Annotated in this window: 18 protein-coding genes and 1 pseudogene; 14 read left to right on the top strand and 5 right to left on the bottom strand. The window is 65.8% G+C overall.

Annotated features, from left to right (window positions below; translation table 11 throughout):
• Positions 1 to 20: 20 nt before the first annotated feature.
• Positions 21 to 1,179 (bottom strand): annotated as a pseudogene (locus ABIG06_RS33880) (MFS transporter).
• A 172-nt stretch (positions 1,180 to 1,351) separates the two neighbouring features.
• On the opposite strand from ABIG06_RS33880, the gene ABIG06_RS33875 reads away from it, so the two are divergent.
• Complete coding sequence (locus tag ABIG06_RS33875) at positions 1,352 to 2,611, top strand: adenylate/guanylate cyclase domain-containing protein (protein ID WP_370140153.1); 1,260 nt, start codon at positions 1,352 to 1,354, stop codon at positions 2,609 to 2,611.
• A 19-nt stretch (positions 2,612 to 2,630) separates the two neighbouring features.
• On the opposite strand, the gene ABIG06_RS33870 is transcribed toward ABIG06_RS33875, so the two are convergent.
• Positions 2,631 to 3,875 carry an MFS transporter gene (locus tag ABIG06_RS33870; protein ID WP_370140152.1) on the bottom strand — a complete coding sequence of 415 codons (1,245 nt, stop codon included), beginning with the start codon at positions 3,873 to 3,875 and terminating at the stop codon, positions 2,631 to 2,633.
• Between the two features lie 169 nt (positions 3,876 to 4,044).
• Here ABIG06_RS33870 and ABIG06_RS33865 point away from each other — a divergent pair, with 169 nt between their 5' ends.
• Positions 4,045 to 5,397 carry an Nramp family divalent metal transporter gene (locus ABIG06_RS33865; RefSeq protein WP_370140151.1) on the top strand — a complete coding sequence of 451 codons (1,353 nt, stop codon included), beginning with the start codon at positions 4,045 to 4,047 and terminating at the stop codon, positions 5,395 to 5,397.
• 41 nt (positions 5,398 to 5,438) lie between these two features.
• Here ABIG06_RS33865 and ABIG06_RS33860 read toward each other — a convergent pair whose 3' ends face one another.
• The 3 genes from ABIG06_RS33860 to hemB all read right to left on the bottom strand — a co-directional run bounded on the left by ABIG06_RS33860 (position 5,439) and on the right by hemB (position 8,173).
• Positions 5,439 to 6,215 carry an arginyltransferase gene (locus ABIG06_RS33860; protein ID WP_124157985.1) on the bottom strand — a complete coding sequence of 259 codons (777 nt, stop codon included), beginning with the start codon at positions 6,213 to 6,215 and terminating at the stop codon, positions 5,439 to 5,441.
• Positions 6,216 to 6,334: 119 nt separating this feature from the next.
• Complete coding sequence (locus ABIG06_RS33855; protein WP_124157986.1) at positions 6,335 to 6,877, bottom strand: RDD family protein; 543 nt, start codon at positions 6,875 to 6,877, stop codon at positions 6,335 to 6,337.
• A 234-nt stretch (positions 6,878 to 7,111) separates the two neighbouring features.
• The gene (gene hemB, locus ABIG06_RS33850) at positions 7,112 to 8,173 is read right to left on the bottom strand and encodes a porphobilinogen synthase (RefSeq protein WP_124157987.1); all 1,062 of its coding nucleotides are present in this window, start codon (positions 8,171 to 8,173) and stop codon (positions 7,112 to 7,114) included.
• Between the two features lie 122 nt (positions 8,174 to 8,295).
• Between hemB and ABIG06_RS33845 the strand changes: the two genes are divergently transcribed.
• The 12 genes from ABIG06_RS33845 to ABIG06_RS33790 all read left to right on the top strand — a co-directional run bounded on the left by ABIG06_RS33845 (position 8,296) and on the right by ABIG06_RS33790 (position 19,059).
• On the top strand, positions 8,296 to 8,775 hold the full coding sequence (locus tag ABIG06_RS33845) for a DUF6163 family protein (RefSeq protein WP_424578538.1): 480 nt from the start codon (positions 8,296 to 8,298) through the stop codon (positions 8,773 to 8,775).
• A gap of 512 nt (positions 8,776 to 9,287) precedes the next feature.
• Positions 9,288 to 9,806, top strand: a complete 519-nt coding sequence (gene ldtR, locus ABIG06_RS33840; RefSeq protein ID WP_124157989.1) for a transcriptional regulator LdtR — start codon at positions 9,288 to 9,290, stop codon at positions 9,804 to 9,806.
• A gap of 200 nt (positions 9,807 to 10,006) precedes the next feature.
• On the top strand, positions 10,007 to 10,243 hold the full coding sequence (locus ABIG06_RS33835) for a hypothetical protein (protein WP_370140975.1): 237 nt from the start codon (positions 10,007 to 10,009) through the stop codon (positions 10,241 to 10,243).
• Between the two features lie 37 nt (positions 10,244 to 10,280).
• Positions 10,281 to 10,502 carry a hypothetical protein gene (locus tag ABIG06_RS33830; RefSeq protein ID WP_124157990.1) on the top strand — a complete coding sequence of 74 codons (222 nt, stop codon included), beginning with the start codon at positions 10,281 to 10,283 and terminating at the stop codon, positions 10,500 to 10,502.
• Positions 10,503 to 10,767: 265 nt separating this feature from the next.
• Positions 10,768 to 12,066 (top strand): serine hydroxymethyltransferase, encoded by a 1,299-nt coding sequence (gene glyA, locus ABIG06_RS33825; protein ID WP_124157991.1) that lies wholly within the window; start codon positions 10,768 to 10,770, stop codon positions 12,064 to 12,066.
• A 70-nt stretch (positions 12,067 to 12,136) separates the two neighbouring features.
• A complete protein-coding gene (nrdR, locus tag ABIG06_RS33820) occupies positions 12,137 to 12,619 on the top strand; it encodes a transcriptional regulator NrdR (protein WP_011087793.1) in 483 nt (160 codons plus the stop codon).
• On the top strand, positions 12,616 to 13,764 hold the full coding sequence (ribD, locus tag ABIG06_RS33815) for a bifunctional diaminohydroxyphosphoribosylaminopyrimidine deaminase/5-amino-6-(5-phosphoribosylamino)uracil reductase RibD (protein WP_370140150.1): 1,149 nt from the start codon (positions 12,616 to 12,618) through the stop codon (positions 13,762 to 13,764). Before nrdR ends, ribD begins: the two co-directional genes overlap by 4 nt.
• Positions 13,764 to 14,387 (top strand): riboflavin synthase, encoded by a 624-nt coding sequence (locus tag ABIG06_RS33810; RefSeq protein WP_424578537.1) that lies wholly within the window; start codon positions 13,764 to 13,766, stop codon positions 14,385 to 14,387. Before ribD ends, ABIG06_RS33810 begins: the two co-directional genes overlap by 1 nt.
• 167 nt (positions 14,388 to 14,554) lie before the next feature.
• Positions 14,555 to 15,046 carry a 6,7-dimethyl-8-ribityllumazine synthase gene (ribH, locus tag ABIG06_RS33805; protein WP_370140149.1) on the top strand — a complete coding sequence of 164 codons (492 nt, stop codon included), beginning with the start codon at positions 14,555 to 14,557 and terminating at the stop codon, positions 15,044 to 15,046.
• A 4-nt stretch (positions 15,047 to 15,050) separates the two neighbouring features.
• Positions 15,051 to 15,548: a transcription antitermination factor NusB gene (nusB, locus tag ABIG06_RS33800; RefSeq protein ID WP_124157995.1), complete on the top strand. Its 498-nt coding sequence runs from the start codon at positions 15,051 to 15,053 to the stop codon at positions 15,546 to 15,548.
• Positions 15,549 to 15,701: 153 nt separating this feature from the next.
• The gene (gene thiL, locus ABIG06_RS33795) at positions 15,702 to 16,703 is read left to right on the top strand and encodes a thiamine-phosphate kinase (protein ID WP_370140148.1); all 1,002 of its coding nucleotides are present in this window, start codon (positions 15,702 to 15,704) and stop codon (positions 16,701 to 16,703) included.
• Positions 16,704 to 16,938: 235 nt separating this feature from the next.
• On the top strand, positions 16,939 to 19,059 hold the full coding sequence (locus tag ABIG06_RS33790; RefSeq protein WP_370140147.1) for a sodium-translocating pyrophosphatase: 2,121 nt from the start codon (positions 16,939 to 16,941) through the stop codon (positions 19,057 to 19,059).
• The last annotated feature ends 54 nt before the right edge of the window (positions 19,060 to 19,113 follow it).

Here is a 19,113-nt window from a genome sequence, read left to right as displayed (position 1 = left end):
GCGCGAAAGCGGCTGCTCCGTCAATCCGGCCGCCGCTCCGGGCGGATCAGGAACAGCGCCGCCAGCGCCGAGAGGCTGAGTGCGGATGAGACGATCAGCACCTTGGCGCCCATGAGGTCGATCAGCAGGCCGAAGGCGAGTGGCGCCACCGCCTGCGCCATTCGCGCCGGGGCGCCGATGATGCCGAGGCGGTAGCCGAAATCCTTCGGGCCGAAGATCGACAGCGGCAGCGTGCCGGCGTGCGATCGTCAAAATTCCGTTGCCGGAGCCGTGGAACAGCGCGAACGCGCTCGCCGCAGCGCCGCCGAAGATCGCAACGATCACCGCTCCTACGGGGTGGGTGAGGCAGGCGAGCCGCGTCGACCACAGCGGATGGAAGCGGCTGAGGAAGCCGGCTTCGAGCATGCGCGCCCCGACTTGCGCCGGGCCGATCAGTGCACCGGCCGCGATGGCCTCGGCAGGCGTGGCCCCCGTCGCCTCCAGGATGCGCGGGAAATGCGCGGCCATCGCGCCGGTGACGGTCCAGACCGCCGCGAAGATGAAGCCCAGCAGGATCATGGTGCGGTCGAGCGGCAAATGCGGTTTCTCGGCCGTGGCCGCGGCCTGCTTCACGCCCTTGATCGCCGGCAGCATCAACAAATTGAGCGGCAGTCCGATCAGGACGTTGGCGGCGGCCCACGCAAAACAGGTGTCGCGCCAGCCGATATGGGCGATGCCCCAGGCGGTGAGCGGCCAGCCGACGGTGGAGGCGAAGCCCGCCATCAGCGTGATGCCGGTGATGGGCCGGCGTGCCTCGGTGCCGTAGATGCGCCCCAAAGCTGCGAAGGCGGCGTCGTAGAGCCCCATCGCCATGCCGACGCCGAGCACGAGCCAGGCGATCGCCATCACCGCGATCGATTGCGAGAGCCCGAGGAGCACGAGGCCGGCGGCAATGATCAGGTTCGAGGCCGACAGCACCTGACGGCCACCGACGAGATCGATCTGCCGCCCGATGCGCGGGCCGAGCATGGCCGAGATCACCAGCGCAGCCGAAAACGCGCCGAAGATCCAATTGGAGGAGACGCCGAGGTCGTGCGCCATGGGATCGGCGAGCAGCGCCGGCACATAATAGCTCGAGGCCCAGGCCAGGGTCTGCGTGGTGCCGAGCGCCAGGATGATCGGAAGCTGGCGCTGGGTCATCCGCACGGGCTTCCGATTTCGGCCGACGAAGTCATCATCGCCGACATTTGCCGTTCGCGCGGCGAGGGCGTCAACCGGCGCTGCGACATATTCGACCTGCAGGGGACGGGAGCCTGGTGCACACGTCGGGCCTGCGCCTTTCGCTCGTCACGAATGCACGCCATAATGGCGCATGCAATTGACCTCGCGCCTTGCGCTGATGAACTGGCTGACCGGCCAGGGGCTGACTGGCCTGCCCGAAAACGAGCTGCTCCGCGGCTTCTGCGAGCGCTGCTGCGCCGAGGGGCTGGAACTGTCGCGCGGGCTCGTCGTCATCGACACGCTGCATCCGATCTATGAGGGCCGGGGCTTTCGCTGGAGCGACCGGCCCAGCAACGAGAGCGATGCGTTCGAATATGGCTCGACCGCCGACGGCGATGCGGCAAAGAGCTGGCGCCGCTCGGTGTTCTTCCACATGCTCGAGAATGGCCACGACGAGATGGTGATCGATCTCGCCGATGCGCCGTCGATGGATTTCTCGCAAATCGGCGAACTCGCCGAAAAGGGCCACAAGCACTATCTCGCTTTCGTGCATCGGTTCGGCGAGAATGGTGCGCTCGGCCTGATGGATTGCCTCTATTCGTGCTGGACCACCCGCCGCGAGAGCGGTTTCTCCGGACTGGAGCTGGAGGCGCTGCGCGATCTCGTGCCGGTGCTGGGTCTCGCGATCAAGTCGGCACAGCAGGTCGACATCGTGCGCACGCTCGGCCGGGTCTATCTCGGCCGCGATGCCTCCGAGCAGGTGCTGCGCGGGCGCATTTCCCGCGGCGTCACCGAGCGCATCAACGCGGTGCTGTGGTATTCGGACCTGCGCGGCTCGACCGGGATCAGCGAGAGCATCGGCCCCGACGAGATCATTCCGTTCCTCAACGACTATGCGCAGACCGTGATCGACGCGATCCACCACGCCGGCGGCGACGTGCTGAAGCTGATCGGCGACGGCGTGCTGGCGATGTTCTGGGGCGAGGATATGGCGGATGCGCGGAGGGCCGCGCTGCGGGCCGAGCACCTGTTCCGCAAGAATGTCGCTGCGCTGAACAAGCGGCGGGCGGCGGAGGGCCGTCCGACCACGTCGGCCTATGTCGGCCTGCATGTCGGCGAGGTCTTCTACGGCAATATCGGCAGCGAGGACCGGCTCGATTTCACCGTGGTCGGCCCGACCGTCAACGAGGTCAGCCGCATCGCCTCGATGAGCCGCTCGGTCGACCGCGAGCTGCTGGCCTCATCCGAGTTCTATGGTGGCCTCGATGCCGCCGGCCGCCGCTATCTCGTCTCCACCGGCCGCTATGCGCTGCGCGGCATCGGCCGCGCGCAGGATCTCTATACGCTGGATCCGGAGGTCGACGCGAGCGAGCCCGTGACGGGGAGCTATGAGCGCTACCTGGCGAATTGAACTCGCGGCGACGATCTAGTTAGCATCGCGCTGCAGCTTCATCTCCCACCATGTCCGGCTGCCGGTCCAGCCCCACGGCCGGTGACAGCAGGATCACCAGGGCCTGCACGCCGAACACTGCCGCCGCCAGATAGAGGCACGCTTCCGCGCTCCAGAGGCCGCCGACGAGCGCGCCCAGGGCCGAGCCGATCGGACGGGCGCCGTAGCTCATGATGTTGATGGCGGAGACGCGTCCAAGAAGGCGCGGCGGTGTCACCGATTGGCGCAGAGTCGTGGTCGAGATGACCCACAGGATCGGACCGACGCCGAGCAGGAAGAAGCTGAGGCCGGCGAGCCAGGGCGAGGGGAGCAACACCGTCAGCGCCATCACCAGTGCGGCGACGAAGCCGGTGACGGGGCCGAGTCCGACGACCGTGCCGAAGGCCACGCGCTTCATCACACGTGTGGCGAGGAGCGCGCCGATCACCATGCCGACGCCGTACATCGTCAGCACCGTGCCGACGCCGGCGGCCGTCAAGCCGAGATGTCGTACGGCGTAGGGCACAAACACGGCGATCTGCAGGAACCAGCCGGTGTTGAAGATGAACTGGGTGATGAACACCGGCCGCAGCAGTGGATGGTGAAACACGAAGGCCGCGCCTTCGCGGATCTCCTGAAAGGGATGTCGCTGCGGCGAAGGTGCGCGCGCGGGCTCGTAGATGCCGGAGAGCAGCACCACCGCGATAGCCGAGAGCGCCGCGGCAAAGCCGAACGCCGGGCCTGCGCCCCACCATCCCACCAGCGCGCCGCCGAGCGCAGGGCCGCTGGCGAAGGCGATGGTGCGCGCAAGCTCGATGCGGGCATTCGCCGCCGGCAACAGCTCCGAGCCCACGAGCGAGGGCACCAGCGCCGGCGCGGCGACGCTGTAGACGACGGTGCCGCACACGGCAGCGAAGCCGAGCAGCGCCAGCAGCGGCAAGTCGAGTGCCCCCAGCACCAGCAGAAGCAAGATGGCGGCGAGCGCGGCGGCCCGCAACGCCTCGGCGCCCGCCATCAGCCGGCGCCGGGAAATGCGGTCCGCGAGCACGCCGGCGGGAATGGCGAACAGAACGAAGGGCAGGGTGAGCGCAGTCTGGAGCAGGCCGGTCCGACCTTCGGCCACCCCCAACGTCAGCACGGCAACGATGGGCGCGGCGGCGAGCGCGATCTGCTCGGCCGATTGCGCCGCGAGATTCGACCAGGCGAGGCGATTGAAGGTGTCTGGGAGGCGAGGGGGCGTTGACATGGCTCATATCCTGCAAAGGCGAATTGGCGCCAATGTTCGCCCCCGGCGGCCACCAGGCCCACCCGCTTCCCGACAACAGGCGGGGTCGCCCAGGCTTGAGCCTGAACGGCGCGGCTAGATGCAGTTGCAAATGAGTTGCAATAAGAACGAACTTGGGTATTGTGTCGGCATGGATGCCCGATCGCCTCAACTAACCCCCGATTCCGCCGGCTGGCGTGCCGACGCGCCCACCACCAAGAGCCTCGCCGAGGTCAATGCAACGGTCGCGGTCCCGCGAGCCGGCCATTGGTCGCGGCGGCTGCTCGCGTTTGTCGGTCCGGGCTATCTCGTCTCGGTCGGCTACATGGACCCCGGCAATTGGGCGACCGATCTCGCCGGCGGGTCGAAGTTCGGCTACACGCTGCTCTCCGTCATCCTGCTCTCGAATTTGATGGCGATCCTGCTCCAGTCGCTCGCCGCGCGGCTCGGGATCGTCACTGACCGCGACCTCGCCCAGGCCTGCCGCGCCACCTATTCACCGGCGGTGAACTTCCTGCTCTGGGTTGCCTGCGAGGCGGCGATCATCGCCTGCGATCTCGCCGAGGTGATCGGCACCGCGATCGCGCTGAAACTCCTGTTCGGCATTCCCCTGATCGGCGGCGCCTTGCTCGCCGCGCTCGACGCCTTCCTGCTGCTGCTCCTCATGAATCGCGGATTCCGTTTCCTGGAAGCCTTCGTCATCGGGCTGCTGGCGGTGATCGCGGTCTGCTTCGCGATCCAGATCGTGGCTGCGGCGCCCCCGGTGGCCGAGGTTCTGCGCGGCTTCGTGCCGAAGACCGAGATCTTCACCAACTCCGACATGCTCTACATCGCGATCGGCATCATCGGCGCGACCGTGATGCCGCATAATCTGTACCTGCACTCCTCGATCGTGCAGACGCGTGCCTACGAACGCAACGACACCGGCCGGCGCGAGGCGATCAAATGGGCGACGACGGATTCCACCATCGCCCTGATGCTGGCGCTGTTCATCAACGCCGCGATCCTCGTCGTGGCCGCGGCGACCTTCCACAAGAGCGGTCATTCCGATGTCGCCGAGATCGGCCAGGCCTTCGAACTCTTGTCGCCGCTGCTCGGCCTCGGCATCGCCTCGACGCTGTTCGCGGTGGCGCTGCTTGCCTCCGGCCTGAACTCGACGGTGACGGCAACGCTCGCCGGCCAGATCGTGATGGAAGGCTTCCTCGACCTGCGCCTGCCGAGCTGGGCGCGCCGCCTGCTGACGCGCGGCATCGCCATCATCCCCGTGATCATCGTCACGGCGATCTATGGCGAGCGCGGCACGGCGGATTTGCTGGTGTTCAGCCAGGTGGTGCTGTCGATGCAGCTGCCTTTCGCGGTGATCCCGCTGGTCCGCTTCGTCTCCGACCGCCGCAAGATGGGCAAGTTCGCGATACCTAGATCGGTCGCGGCGATCGCGTGGATCGTCGCGGGCGTCATCGTGGTTTTGAACGTGAAGCTGCTGGCGGATACGCTGTTCGGGTGAGTGGTGACTTATTCGCTATTCGCTACTCACCATTCGCTCCTTCAATCCTGCGGCTCGGATGCGACGTCGCCCTGCGCGTCGATGCGCAGCCAGCCTGAGGGCGCGAGGCGCTGCTGCGGCAGGAAGCGGGCCTTGTAGTCCATCTTCTTGGAGCCTTCGATCCAGTAGCCGAGATAGACGTAAGGCAGGCCTTGCCGGCGGGCGCGCGCGATGTGATCGAGGATCATGAAGGTGCCCATTGAGCGGCCGACCTGGCTCGGCTCGAAGAATGAATAGACCATCGACAGGCCGTCGCTGAGCACGTCGGTCAGGGCGACCGCGATCAACTCCTCGCCGCGGCCGGTGATGCCGCTGTCGGGGCCGCGCTTGCGGTACTCGATGATGCGGGTCTCGACATGGCTGTCCTCGACCATCATGGCATAGTCGAGCACGGTCATGTCGGCCATGCCGCCGTGGCGGTGGCGGGCGTCGAGATAGGCGCGGAACACCGAATATTGCTCGGAGGTGGGCACCGCGCTGCGCTGCTCGCCGATGATATCGGCGTTGCGCGCCATCACCTTCCGGAAGCTGCGGGAGGGCCGAAACTCGTTGGCGATCACACGGACCGAGACGCAGGCGCGGCACTGGTCGCAGGCCGGCCGGTACGCGATGGACTGGCTGCGGCGGAAGCCGCCATGGGTCAAGAGGTCGTTGAGGTCGCCGGCGCGGTCGCCGACGAGGTGCGTGAACACCTTGCGCTCATGCCGGCCGGGCAAATAGGGGCATGGCGAGGGCGCCGTGAGGTAAAATTGGGGGGTGTCGCGCGAGTGCTGGGTCAAGGGACGTCGTGGGCCTCCGAACTGAGCATCAGCATCGCGCTACGGAAGCCCCGGGTCAATCGGTCTGCTCGGCGGGTCGGATCACTCAGCTTAGTCGGTCCCGATTGATAGGTTCTTGATCAGTACGGCCTTGCCGCGTGAGGCACGGGGGCGCGCACGGAATTGTTGATCACGACCGTGCCCAGCACGAAATCGTGCAGCAGGCGACGGCGGCCGTTGAACAGGCCGACCAGCACCACCAGGGGCGACAGGAACGAGACCGTGACCCAGAACAGCACGGCGTGGGTGGCGCCGAGCACGAAATAACCGGGCGCGCCGTACCAAGTGCGCAATTCCAGGTCCATGACCCGCATGCCGATCGTCGCGGACGACGGACCGCCGATGCAGGCGCCGTAATAGACGATGGCCCAGATGACGGAGGCCGGCCAGGCGATCCAGAACAGGGCCCAGCCGATGCCCAGGGTGACCACGCCGAACAATGCGATGAAGACGTAGCCGAGGATCACGGGCACCGAGATCACGACCATGTCGATCAGGAACGCGAACACCCGCCGCGTCGCCACGCCGCGGAACAGTTCCGGGTGCAGGTAGGGATCGTAGGCGTGCGGCTGCACCCCGCCGTCATTGCGCCAGACGCCTGAACCGCCCGTATCATACGACATTGGTCCGTCCTCCCGAGAGGAAGCACATGAAAACCCTCGGTGCACGACATGGGAACAGGCCATCCCGATGCCAAGGGCGCGCGGGCAATAACAAGCCGAAATATTCCGGCGATTCGGGGGCGGGGGAGACCTGATGGTCGGGGGCCGACATTTGTACGACTAGCGTGTATCATAGATGGATCACGCGGTGGGTCCCTGCGTTCGCAGGGACGCCCCCAAAGATGGAGCTTGAGCTTACCCCTGCGTCCGCAACTTCTCCGCTGCCTTCGGCGCGAAATAGCTCAGCACGCCGTCGGCGCCGGCGCGCTTGAAGGCGAGCAGGCTCTCCATCATGGCTCGTTCGCCGTCGAGCCAGCCGTTGTTCGCGGCGGCCACGATCATCGCGTATTCGCCGGAGACCTGGTAGGCGAAGGTCGGCATCGCAAATGTATCCTTCACGCGGCGGACCACGTCGAGATAGGGCATGCCGGGCTTGACCATCACCATGTCGGCACCTTCGGCGATATCGAGCTCAACCTCGCGCAGCGCCTCGTCGGTGTTGGCGCTGTCCATCTGATAGGTGCGCTTGTCGCCGGTCAGCGCCTTGGCCGAGCCGATGGCGTCGCGGAACGGGCCGTAGAAGGCGGAGGCATATTTGGCTGCATAGGCCATGATCTGCACATCGAGCAGACCTGAGCGATCCAGCCCCTCGCGGATCGCGGCGACGCGGCCGTCCATCATGTCGGAGGGGGCGATGATGTCGCAGCCGGCCTCGGCCTGCACCAGCGCCTGGCGCACCAGCACGGCCACCGTCTCGTCGTTCAGGATCTTGCCGTCGGAAATCAAGCCGTCGTGGCCGTGGCTGGTGAAGGGATCGAGCGCGACGTCGCAGAGGATGCCGATCTCCGGAAACTCCTTCTTGATCGCGCGCACCGCCTGGCAGACCAGGTTGTCGGGGTTGGTGGCTTCCGAGCCTTCCTCGTCGCGTAAGGACGGGTCGGTGTAGGGAAACAGCGCGATGCAGGGGATGGTCAGCTTCATCGCGCGCTCGGCCTCGCGCACGGCCTGGTCGACGCTAAGGCGGTCGACACCCGGCATCGAGGCGACCTGCTCGCGCCTGTTGTGGCCGTCAATCAGGAACAGCGGCCAGATCAGATCGTCGGTGGTGAGGACGTTCTCGCGCACCATGCGCCGGGCCCACTCGGCCTTGCGGTTGCGGCGCGGACGGACGGTCAGATCGAGGGCATGGGGCACCGCCGTGCTATCCCGGCGCGAAACCTCGCGCAATTCGATCGGACGTCCGTATTTGATCGCCATCACTCTTCCTCCGGCTGGAATTATTCTTATACCAGCTCGCATGGTTCCCGTCACCGCGGCTTGACCTGTCGCAAGGGATGGCAGCCGATTGATTTTGCGGGGCGAAGCAGCCAGAAGGGGCTATGTCCGAGATCTCCACCCGCGATGCGGCCCGCGACGGCGCCAATGCCAGGGACAGCGCATTGTCGGTGGCGGCGATTTCGTCGGAGCGCACCCAGTCCGATGACAATGTCTGGACGCGCCGACTGGTGCTGTTCCTGCGGGTGATGGCGCTGCTCTCGATCCTAAAAGGCCTCTATCACTGGGCGCAGGTGACGGGTTTCGTCGGCGGCGAGGACGAGGCGTTCGAGAACCAGTCGATGGCCTGGCAGGCCGCGACCGTCTACTTCGCCGTGATCGAGCTCGTGGCCGCCGTCGGCCTCTGGCTCGCGACGCCCTGGGGCGCGGTGGTGTGGCTCACGACCGTGGTGTCGATGGCCGTGATCGAGCTGATGTTCCCCGGCATCTACGGCGGCAGCCTCGTCGTGGTCGGCGTCGAGGTCTTCATGCTTGCCGCCTATCTTGCGCTCGCCTGGATGGCCGCGCGCGAACGGCCGCCATAGCCGACGATTATTCAACGCTCACTCTGCCGTGCCCCGGACGCTGCGCAGCACGCAGTGATGCGCTGCAGAGCCGGGGCCCATCTCTCCGCGATCTCGCTTGTGGCTTTGTGAGTCCCGGATCTTCGCTTCGCTCGTCCGGGACACGGCAGCGGCGCTTGCGGAGTTGTGCGCTCTTGGTTGACCGTTGGTTGCGTAAAATTCGACGTAAGTTTTCGCTAACCAGCCGCTTTCGCCACAGCTCTTACGCGCGCGTTTCGAAACGGAGCGGGGCTGTTCTGGAATGCGACAACAGGGGCGGACGGAGGGTGAACAGGACCTTGCGAAGGTCAACAGAGGCTTTCGAAAAGCCCTTGTGGCACAGGCTTAATCCGCAATTCACTGTCTTAAATTCATGATCTCTTTATTCTCTTATTTAAGCCGATCTTCAAACGGCCCCCTTAAGTTGCACCTATCAGGCGGGACACAAGTTTCGTCGAATAAGTGTCGATAAAAACGACAACAGGGGAAGTGTCATGATGAAAGCCGTCGCAACTGCGGCAGATACCGCAGAGCGCGTCTCCGGCCAGCAGGGTTCGGTGCAGTCGCTCTATCTGGAAGCCTTGACTCTGGTGGAGCGGCTGCATCGCCGGCTCCTCGACGTGATCAAGGATGAATTCGATCGCCGCGGCCGTGCGGACATCAACTCGGTCCAGGCGCTCTTGCTCTACAACATCGGCGACAAGGAGCTGACCGCGGGCGAGCTGCGCACGCGCGGTTACTATCTCGGCTCCAACGTCTCCTACAATCTGAAGAAGCTCGTCGAACTCGGCTTCCTCGATCATCAGCGCTCGCGCGTTGATCGCCGCTCGGTGCGCATCCGCCTGACCCCGCAGGGCCAGGAAATCCGCCGCATCGTCGATGCGCTTTACCAGAAGCACGTCAAGACGGTGGAGCAGGTCGGCGGCATCTCCGGCGACGAGTTCGCGACCCTCAACAAGTCGCTCCACCGTCTCGAGCGGTTCTGGACCGACCAGATCCTCTATCGCCTCTGAGTTTTCTGAAGGGATCAAGGCCAAGCCGGCCCGGAACAAGACCGGCAGCCCTCCCGAACGTGCCTGACCTCCCCAAGCGCGCCGGCCCGGATTTTCCGGACCGGTGCTCCTCATGTCTTCGCACCTGCGAAAAAAAGAGCCGGCCTTGAGGAACCAGTTCCGGGCCCGGCGGTTATCTCCGTCAGATCGGAGGGATGCCGATGCTGGTCGAGCGAGGGCTTCAGGCAATGAACGTGGAACTCGTAAGCGAGGCCTACGGCATCGCCGCGAATTACCTTCGCCGCTCCGGCGCGATCCCCGACTCGCTGGTCACCGACGAGCGCCTGCTCGGGATTATCGTCAAGCTGATCCAGCACGGCGAATTCAACAGGATCAGGCTGGCCAACAAGGCGATCGCCCGGTTCCAGGCGCTGATCGAGGCCAGAGCGGTTGCCTGATCCAAACCCCCAGAATTGCGAAGAACCAGAGGATGCCATGGAAGCCGCCATCGACCGCATCATGAAGACCTATGACCTGCTCGCCAACCGCACCGCCGCGGCCAGCGAGGAGGCCCGGGCCAAGGTCACGAACTACCTCAATACGTTGATGGAAGCCGGCGAGAAGGACCCTCACAGGTTGACGGTTTGCGGCCTGACCTATCTGCGCCAGCTCGACGGCAGCGTGGATCCAGTGAAGGCGGGGTATACGGGGCTGTGAGACGGCACCGGGTCCGGCCGGTGACTCTTGGCGCGAGATGAGGCCCACAGCGGCCCTGTCGAGATATTGCAGAGGGGTGGTTCCATAGAACCGCTCCCGCGCTGAAGACCTCCAATCCCACCACATCTTGCATAAATATCAGGTCCGACCCGCAACCACTTGGCCTGTTGCGGGCGATGTGGTAGATCGCGCTCGCCGCTTCCGATCGCCACACCAGACCCGCCCGTAGCCCGCCAAAAGCTGCGGCGGTGGAGATATTCGCAAGATGACCGCACCCAAAACCGCCTCCGCGCCCGATTCGTTTTTCACCGCCTCGCTCGAGCAGGCCGACCCGGAAATCGCCGCCGCCATCAAAGGCGAGCTCGGCCGGCAGCGCCATGAAGTCGAGCTGATCGCCTCCGAGAACATCGTCAGCCGGGCCGTGCTGGAAGCGCAGGGTTCGGTGATGACCAACAAATACGCGGAAGGTTATCCGGGTGCGCGCTATTACGGCGGTTGTGAATGGGTCGACGTCGCCGAGAATCTTGCGATCGATCGCGCCAAGAAGCTGTTCGGCGCCAACTTCGCCAATGTGCAGCCGAACTCCGGCAGCCAGATGAACCAGGCGGTGTTCCTGGCGCTGCTGCAGCCCGGCGACACCTTCATGGGGCTCGATCTCGCCGCCGGCGGCCATCTCACCCATGGCTCGCCCGTCAACATGAGCGGCAAGTGGTTCAAGGCCGCGCACTACACTGTGCGCCGCGAGGACCAGATCATCGACATGGATGCGGTGGCCAAGCAGGCCGAAGAGGTCAAGCCGAAGCTGATCATCGCGGGCGGCTCGGCCTATTCGCGCGCCTGGGACTTCAAGCGTTTCCGCGAGATTGCGGACAGCGTCGGGGCGTATCTCCTGGTCGACATGGCGCATTTCGCCGGGCTCGTCGCCGGCGGCGTGCACGCTTCGCCAGTGCCGTACGCGCACGTCACCACGACGACGACGCACAAATCGCTGCGCGGTCCGCGCGGCGGCCTCATGCTGTGGAATGAGGAGACGCTGACCAAGAAGCTCAACTCGGCGATCTTCCCGGGCCTGCAGGGTGGTCCCCTGATGCACGTGATCGCGGCGAAGGCGGTGGCCTTCGGCGAGGCGCTGCGTCCGGACTTCAAGGTCTACGCCAAGAACGTCGTCGAGAACGCCAAGGCCCTGGCAGAGACCTTGAAGGGCCATGGTCTCGATATCGTCTCCGGCGGCACCGACAATCATCTGATGCTGGTCGATCTCCGGCCGAAGGGCCTGAAGGGCAACGTCTCGGAGAAGGCACTGGTCCGCGCGGCCATCACCTGCAACAAGAACGGCATTCCCTTCGACCCGGAATCGCCCTTCGTCACTTCGGGGATCCGGCTCGGCACGCCGGCGGCGACCAGCCGCGGGTTCGGGGTGGCCGAATTCCAGCAGGTCGGCGGCATGATCGCCGAGGTCCTCAACGCGATCGCGCAATCCTCCGACGGCAAGGCGCCGCTGGTGGAAGCTGCGATCAAGGAACGGGTCAAGGCGCTCACCGACCGGTTCCCGATCTACCAGTAAGGCGCCGCATGATCCGCAAAAGTGGGCGCCGGTTTTCCGAAAAGATCATGCGAAAATAAAGGTCACACGGATGCGCTGCCCGAACTGCAACAGTCTGGATACGCAGGTAAAGGACTCGCGTCCGACCGAGGACTCGTCCGTGATCCGCAGGCGGCGCGTGTGCGTCGCCTGCAATTTCCGCTTCACCACCTTCGAGCGCGTGCAGCTGCGCGAGCTCACGGTGATCAAGCGCAACGGCCGGCGCGTGCCGTTCGATCGCGACAAGCTGATGCGCTCGGTACAGATCTCGTTGCGCAAGCGGCAGGTCGAGCCGGAGCGGGTGGAGAAGATGGTCTCTACCATCGTGCGCGAGCTCGAGACCGGGGGCGAGGCCGAGATCTCCTCGGAGGTGATCGGCGAGACCGTGATGGAGCATCTGCGCACGCTGGACGACGTGGCCTACGTGCGCTTTGCCTCCGTCTACCGCAATTTCCGCGAAGCCAAGGATTTCGCCGACGTGCTCGGCGAGCTCTCCGGTGAGGAGGAAGCGCGGCTCGCCGCGATCCGCAAATGATCTTCCGCATCCTGGAAGACCAGTTCGCGCAGAAGGCCCGCGAGGCCAAGGACGCCGATCGCCGCTTCATGGAGCTGGCGCTCTCGTTGGGCAAGCGCGGGCAGGGGCGGACCTGGCCCAATCCGGCCGTGGGCGCCGTCATCGTCAAGGACGGCGTCATCGTCGGCCGCGGCTGGACGCAGCCTGGAGGGCGACCGCATGGTGAGCCCGAGGCCTTGCGGCGCGCGGGCGAGGCGGCGCGTGGCGCCACGCTCTATGTCACCTTGGAGCCATGCTCGCATTTCGGCAAGTCGCCGCCCTGCGCCGATGCGGTGATCGCTGCGGGCATCAAGCGGGTGGTGGCGGCGATCGAGGATCCAAATCCTGAGGTCGCGGGCCAGGGGCATGCGCGTCTGCGCGCTGCCGGCATCAATGTGGATGTGGGTCTTTGCGCGGCGGAGGCTGCCTTCGACCATGCCGGCCATTTCCGCCGCATCAGGGATCACCGCCCTCACGTGATCCTCAAGCTCGCGGTTTCGCCCGACGGCAAGATCGGCGCGGCCGGCGGCAATCCGCTCGCGATCACGGGCGAAGCCGCGCGCGACCGCGTGCATCTCCTCCGCGCGCACAGCGATGCGATCCTGGTCGGCATCGGAACGGTGCTGGCGGACGATCCGCTTCTCACCTGCCGCCTGCCGGGCATGATGGCGCGCTCGCCGGTGCGCGTGGTGCTCGACCAGAGCCTGCGCATTTCCGCATCGAGCCAGCTCGTGCGATCCGCGCGCGAGACGCCGCTCTGGGTGGTAGGGTCCGAGCTCGCCGAGGCTGCTGCCGCCATGCGGCTTGGTGCGGCCGGTGCGCAGATCATTCGCGTGTCGCCGAAGGGCGCGTCCGGGCTCGATCTTGCGGCCGCGCTGCACGCGCTGGCCGAGAAAGGGATCACGCGGCTGATGGTCGAGGGCGGCAGCCGTGTCGCCGCGTCCTTCGTCGCGGCCGATCTCGTCGACGAGATCTGGCTGTTCCGGGGGGCGGAAGCGGTGGGCAGTGGCGGCGTCGATGCGCTCGATGCATTGCCCCTGTCGAAAATCACGCAGTCGCCGGCCTACAAGGTTCATGCTAGCGAGACCTTCGGCAAGGATACTCTCACCATCTACGAGCGCGCCTAATGTTCACCGGCATTGTCACCGACATCGGCGAGATCGTCAGCTTCACGCCCACGGCGCAGGGGCAGCTGCATCGCCTGCGCATCGCCTGCCGCTACGATCAGAGCACGATTGCCGACGGCGCCTCAATTGCCTGCAACGGCGTCTGCCTGACGGTGGTTGCCTCGGGCGTGGAAGGCGGCAGGGGCTCTGCTCAAAGGACCTGGTTCGACGTCGATACCGCCGCCGAGACGCTGGCGCTGACGACCGCCAAGCACTGGAGGGTGGGGACGAAGCTCAACCTGGAGCGCGCGCTGAAGATCGGCGATGAGCTTGGCGGACATATCGTCGCCGGCCATGCCGACGGCATCGCGACGCTTCTCAGCCGCGAGGATCTGCCCGACATGGCGCGGTTCGAGCTCTCCACCACGCGGGGGCTGGCGCGTTTCATCGCCACCAAGGGCTCGATCACGCTCGACGGCGTGTCGCTCACGGTCAATACGGTCAAGGACGTGAGCTTTTCGGTGCTGATCATCCCGCACACGCTGTCGGTCACGACGATCGGCACCTGGAAGGCGGGGGACGAGGTCAATATCGAGGTCGACCTGATGGCCCGCTACGCGGCGCGGCTGACGGAGATGAAGTGACCGGCGAAGCCGGTCATTCCGGGGCGATGCGTTAGCATCGAACCCGGAATCTCGAGATTCCGGGTTCGGCTCTTCGAGCTGCCCCGGAATGACAGTGTCTTTAGAACTTGGCTTACCCGTTTGTGGCGACTACATAGCGCCGACCTCTTTCGAAACGGATTGAACGAATGGCAGACGCGCGGCGCGCACCCCTGAAGGACCAGACCGACATTTCCGGCGCGCGCGCGCTGGTTGTCGAGGCGCGGTTCTATGACGATCTCCAGGACGCGCTTCTGGATGGCGCGGTGACTGAACTGAAGGCGGCCGGTCTGACCCATGACGTCATCACGGTTCCCGGTGCGCTGGAAATCCCGGCGGCTGTCGCCATCGCGGTCGATGCCGCGGCGGCGAACGGCAAGCCCTACGATGCGGTGATCGCGCTCGGTTGCGTGATCCGTGGCGACACCATTCATTTCGAGATCGTGTCGCAGGAATCCTCGCGGGCGCTGATGGAGCTCGCGGTGGCGCGAAAACTGCCGCTCGGCAACGGCATTCTCACCGTCAACACCGAGGCGCAGGCCTGGGCGCGGGCGCGCGCCAGCGAGCTCAACAAGGGCGGCGATGCCGCGCGCGCCGCGCTGGCGATGCTGCGCATCAAACGCCGCCTGGCGCAGGCCTGAAGCCATGGCCGACAACAGCAAGAAGCCGGCAGGCACTCCGGAGAAGAAGGCGAACCGGCGCGGTGCGGCGCGGCTCGCAGCCGTGCAGGCGCTGTACCAGATGGATATCGCCGGTGCCGGTATCAACGACATCTTCGCCGAGTTCGAGAGCCACTGGCTCGGCAACGAGGTCGAGGGCGACACTTACCTGCCGGCCGAGGCGGCGTTCTTCCGCGACGTCGTTTCGGGTGTGGTGCGGGACCAGAAGAAGCTCGATCCGCTGATCGACGAGGCGTTGTCGAAGGGCTGGCCCTTGAAGCGGATCGAGGCCATCCTGCGCGCGGTGCTGCGGGCCGGGGCCTATGAGCTCCAGCAGCGCAAGGACGTGCCGGGCCGGGTGGTGGTTTCGGAATATGTCGACGTCGCCAATGCCTTCGTCGACCGCGAGGAGACCGGCATGGTCAACGCAGTGCTCGACCAGATCGGCCGCCAGTTCCGTGGCGACGAGTTCGGGCGGGGGTAATTGAGACGACTTCCGCCGTTGCCGTCACCCTGAGGTGCCGGAGCGAAGCGGAGGCCTCGAAGGGCGGCGGCGTGCCGCGCTGAGGACGCACCTTGGCCGTGCATCCTTCGAGGCTCGAAAGGGCTCGCACCTCAGGATGACGGGTCTGCTATCGTGAAACAGGACAACAGCCAGGCTTCTGCCGAAGACTCCCTCATCGCGCGCTATTTCAAGCCGCTGGCGACCGATCCCGGCGCATTCGGGCTCGTCGATGACGCCGCAGTCCTGTCGTCATCCGGCGAGGACATCGTCGTCACCACCGACGCCGTCGTCGAGGGCGTGCATTATCTTGCCGACGATCCGCCCGGGACCATCGCGCGCAAGGCGCTGCGGGTGAACCTGTCCGATCTCGCCGCCAAGGGCGCGGTGCCGGCCGGCTTCGTGCTGACGCTGGCGCTGCGCAGCCGAGAGGATGCCTGGCTCCATCCCTTTGCGGACGCGCTGGGCGAGGACGCCAGGACATTCGCATGCCCGCTGCTCGGCGGCGATACCGTGTCGACGCCAGGGCCTCAGATGATCTCGATCACTGCCTTTGGCCGCGTGCCGCAGGGGCGGATGGTCGGGCGCACCGGTGCAAAGCCAGGGGATTGCATCCTCGTGACGGGAACGATCGGCGATGCTGCGCTCGGTCTCGACGTGCTCACCGGCGGTGCCGCTGCCGCAGCGCTCGCGTCCGATCCTGCCGCGAGGGAAGCCCTGGTCTCGCGCTATCGGGTGCCGCAGCCGCGCAACGTGCTGGCGCGGGCGGTGCGCGACCATGCGACCGCAGCAATGGACGTCTCCGATGGTCTCGCTGGCGATCTGGCCAAACTCTGTGCAGCGTCCGGGGTTTCGGCTTCGGTCGACGTGACAAGCGTGCCGCTCTCGGCGGCGGCGGCCGGCCTGCTCGCAAGCAACGTCGTTTGCGTCGAGACGCTGCTTGCGGGGGGCGATGACTACGAGGTGCTGTGCACCGTTCCGCCGGCGCAAAGCGACGCGCTGATGGCCGCTGGGCGGGCCAGGGGCGTTGCGGTGACCGTGATCGGCAGGATCGTGCAGGGTCGTGAGCGGCCGCGCTTCCTGGACCGGCAGGGCCAGGAACTGCTCTTGACGCGGCTGTCCTACAGCCACTTCTAGGAATTGCTCCAGACCGGCATCTTGGTTCTCAGCACTTGGTCCTAAATACCTGCCGAGATCGGCGCTTTCGGCCTTATCCGGCGTTGCACCCTCTATTTGATTTTGGCAAGCTCGCAACCGACTGAGGCCGCCCCTTTTGGGCAAGGGGCGGCCTTGTTCGAAATCAAGGCGCCGCACCGCACGACGGACAACAAAAGGCGCCGGGGGTACATCAAGGATCTGAGGCAAAAATCACATGACAGCATTATGGTTGATAGTGCTCTGCGGAGTGCTTTCCGTCGTCTACGCGATTTGGGCGACGTCTTCGGTGTTGAGCGCGGATGCGGGGTCGCCGCGCATGCAGGAGATCGCAGGAGCCGTGCGCGAAGGCGCACAGGCCTACCTGCGGCGCCAGTACACCACGATTGGTCTCGTCGGCATCGTCATCTTCGTGCTGCTTGTCTATTTCCTCGGGCTCTATGTCGCGATCGGTTTTGCCATCGGCGCGATCCTGTCCGGCGCTGCCGGCTTCATCGGCATGAACGTCTCGGTTCGCGCCAATGTGCGTACCGCTCAGGCCGCGACGAAGTCGCTTGCCGGCGGGCTCGAGCTCGCCTTCAAGGCGGGAGCGATTACCGGAATGCTGGTGGCGGGTCTCGCGCTGCTGGGTGTGACCCTCTACTTCGGCTTTTTGGTCCACTCGCTGAAGCTCGCGCCCAATAGCCGCGTCGTGGTCGATGCCCTGGTGGCGCTCGGCTTCGGCGCCTCCCTGATCTCGATCTTCGCCCGTCTCGGCGGCGGCATCTTCACCAAGGGTGCGGATGTCGGCGGCGACCTCGTCGGCAAGGTCGAGGCCGGCATTCCCGAGGACGATCCGCGCAACCCGGCGACCATCGCCGACAACGTCGGTGACAATGTCGGCGACTGCGCCGGCATGGCTGCCGACCTGTTCGAGACCTATGCGGTGACCGCGGTCGCCACCATGGTCCTGGCGGCGATCTTCTTCGCCAAGACGCCGATCATCGCCAACATGATGACGCTGCCGCTCGCGATCGGCGGCATCTGCATCATCACCTCGATCATCGGCACCTTCTTCGTCAAGCTCGGGCCGAGCCAATCGATCATGGGCGCGCTCTACAAGGGCCTGATCGCGACCGGCATCCTGTCCCTGATCGGCATCGCGCTGGTGATCTACTACCTGATCGGTTTCGGCAAGCTCGAGGGCGTCGACTACACCGGCATGGCGCTGTTCGAATGCGGCGTGGTCGGCCTCGTCGTCACCGCGCTGATCATCTGGATCACCGAATATTACACGGGCACCGACTACCGTCCGGTGAAGTCGATCGCCCAGGCCTCGGTGACCGGTCACGGCACCAACGTGATCCAGGGCCTTGCCGTCTCGATGGAAGCGACCGCGCTGCCCGCGATCGTGATCATCGCCGGCATCCTGGTCACCTACAGCCTCGCCGGCCTGTTCGGCATCGCGATCGCGACCGCCACCATGCTGGCGCTGGCCGGCATGATCGTCGCGCTCGACGCCTTCGGCCCCGTCACCGACAACGCCGGCGGCATCGCCGAGATGGCGGGCCTGCCGAAGGAGGTGCGCAAATCGACCGACGCGCTCGACGCGGTCGGCAACACCACCAAGGCGGTGACCAAGGGCTACGCGATCGGCTCCGCCGGTCTCGGCGCCCTGGTGCTGTTCGCGGCCTACAACCAGGACCTCAAGTTCTTCGTTGCCGGCTCCGCGCAGCATTCCTACTTCGCCGGCGTCAATCCGGACTTCTCGCTCAACAACCCCTACGTGGTGGTGGGCCTGCTGTTCGGCGGCCTCTTGCCGTATCTGTTCGGCGCGATGGGCATGACGGCCGTGGGCCGCGCGGCGAGCGCGATCGTCGAGGAGGTGCGACGTCAGTTCCGCGAGAAGCCGGGCATCATGCAGGGCACCGACAAGCCTGACTATGGCAAGGCGGTCGACCTGCTGACCAAGGCGGCGATCAAGGAGATGATCATCCCCTCGCTGCTGCCCGTGCTGTCACCGATCTTCGTCTACTTCGTGATCTACGCGATCGCGGGCGGCGGCGCGGCCGGCAAGTCGGCGGCGTTCTCGGCCGTGGGCGCAATGCTGCTCGGCGTGATCGTGACGGGCCTGTTCGTCGCGATCTCGATGACCTCGGGTGGCGGCGCCTGGGACAACGCCAAGAAGTACATCGAGGACGGTCATTTCGGCGGCAAGGGCTCTGACGCCCACAAGTCGGCCGTCACCGGTGACACCGTCGGCGATCCCTACAAGGACACGGCCGGCCCCGCTGTGAATCCGATGATCAAGATCACCAACATCGTGGCCCTGCTGCTGCTGGCGATCCTGGCGCACTGAGCCGCGTCACAAATTGGCACGACAAACCCCCGCGGTGCGAGCCGCGGGGGTTTT

It is taken from the genome of Bradyrhizobium sp. USDA 326 (assembly GCF_049739485.1).
In the GTDB taxonomy this organism is placed as follows: Bacteria; Pseudomonadota; Alphaproteobacteria; order Rhizobiales; family Xanthobacteraceae; genus Bradyrhizobium.
Note: the sequence above shows the minus strand (reverse complement) of the source record. Positions and strands in the feature narration are given on the sequence as shown.